2 protein-coding genes are annotated in these 1,971 nt (G+C 74.9%); both read left to right on the forward strand.

From position 1 onward, the window contains the following. On the forward strand, positions 1 to 983 hold a 983-nt coding region (locus KSNIM_RS02465; protein WP_317633984.1), incomplete at its 5' end, for an NlpC/P60 family protein. A gap of 122 nt (positions 984 to 1,105) precedes the next feature. Continuing rightward, a partial coding sequence (locus KSNIM_RS02470; RefSeq protein WP_263101540.1) for a lytic transglycosylase domain-containing protein occupies positions 1,106 to 1,971 on the forward strand: 866 nt, incomplete at its 3' end.

The raw sequence follows: 1,971 nt of genomic DNA on the forward strand, positions 1-1,971 counted from the left end.
GCACCCGCATCGCCCTGGTGACCACCGCGGCCGCCGGCTCCGCCCTCCTCGCCTCCGCCGGTGGCGCGCACGCCGAGCCCAAGGCCGACCTCGCGACCGTCAAGGCCCAGGTCGACGACCTCAACGAGCAGGCCGAGGCGTCCACCGAGAAGTACAACAAGTTCAAGGAGGAGCAGCAGCGCCTCCGGAAGGACGCCAACCAGCTGCAGGACCAGGTCGCCGCCGCGCAGGAGAAGATGGCCGGCCTCCGGGAGCGGCTGTCGGCCGTCGCGGCCGACGAGTACCGCAGCGGCAACGTCGACCCGACGGTCGCCCTCATGCTCTCCGCCGACCCGACCAACTACCTGCAGCGCGCCTCCGCGCAGGACATCGCCGCCAGTTCGCAGGCGGACCTGCTGCGGCTGCTGCAGGACCAGCAGCGGCGCCTCGACCAGCGGCGCGCCGAAGCCACGGCGGTGCTCGCCCGGCTCGACGAGACGGACCGGGCGCTGGCCGGCGAGAAGAAGCAGGTGCAGGCCAAGCTGGGCGAGGCCACCCGGCTCCTCAACACCCTGTCCGTCGCCGACCGCGACAAGGTGAACGCCCAGGACCCGCGCTCCTCCCGCGACTCGGCCCGCGAGACGTACACCGGCCCGGCCAGCGGACGCGCGGCCGCCGCCCTCCAGTTCGCCTACGCCCAGATCGGCAAGCCCTACGAGTGGGGTGCCACCGGGCCCGGCTCCTTCGACTGCTCGGGCCTGACCGGCGCCGCCTGGCGGGCCGGCGGCGTCTCGCTGCCGCGGGTCTCGCAGGACCAGTGGAACGCCGGCCAACACGTCGCCAAGAGCGACCTGCAGCCCGGGGACCTGGTGTTCTTCTCCAACCTTCAGCACGTCGGCATCTACATCGGCGGCGGCAAGATGATCCACGCGCCGCGCACCGGCAAGAACGTCGAGATCCTGCCCATCGACTACATGCCGTACGTGGGCGCCGTGCGTCCCTGATCCGGCGGGCCCGGGGGCGGGGCGGAACCGCGGGCCCGGGGGCGGGGCGGAACCGCGGGCCGACGACCAAGGCCCGTTCGACCTGCGTCGATGTCACCCGTTGATGATGTAATACGTCAGTCATGATCATGTGGGAGGGGACGGGCGTGGGGGTCGGACGGAAGTGGGCCGGGCTGCTGAGGGCAGCGGCTGCGGCAGTGGTGATCACGGTGGTGGCCGCACCGGGCGGGCCGGTGCCGGCCGCGGCGGTCGCGGCCGAGCGGGCACCGGCGGTGGCGGCGGACGGGGCGCTGCCGATGGACGGCGGCGCCCACCGGGCCTGGGCCCAGCCGCCGGCCGCGCCCGTGGTACCGACCGTGCCTGCTGTGCCTGCTGTGCCTGCCGCAGGCTGGACGGCCACGGTGACGCCGACGGGCGGTCAGGCCGGAGTGCCGGCCACCGTGTTCGCCGCCTACCGGGCCGCCGCGGCGGCCGTCGGTGCCTCCGATCCCGGCTGTCACCTACCCTGGGAGCTGCTCGCCGCGATCGGCAGGGTCGAGTCCGGGCACGCGGACGGCGGCCGGGTCGACGCCGCCGGCACCACGGCGACCCCGATCCTCGGCCCCGCGCTGGACGGCAACGGGTTCGCGGCGATCGCCGACACCGACGGCGGCGCCGTCGACGGCGACCCGCGCTGGGACCGCGCCGTCGGCCCGATGCAGTTCATCCCCTCCACCTGGGCGGTGTGGGGTGCGGACGGCAACGGCGACGGCCGCCGGGACGCCAACAACATCCACGACGCCGCGCTCGCGGCCGGCCACTACCTGTGCGCCGGCTCGCGCGATCTCGCCGACCCGGCGCAGCTCGATGCGGCGGTCCTCGGCTACAACCACTCCGCGGAGTACCTGCGCACCGTCAAGGGCTGGATGGCGCACTACCGTTCCGGCACGGTGGCCACCGCGGACGCGCCGCTGCCGGCCCGCCCGCTGCCCGTCCGTCCGGTGCACCC

The organism is Kitasatospora sp. DSM 101779 (genome assembly GCF_025655475.1).
Classification (GTDB): Bacteria; Actinomycetota; Actinomycetes; order Streptomycetales; family Streptomycetaceae; genus Kitasatospora.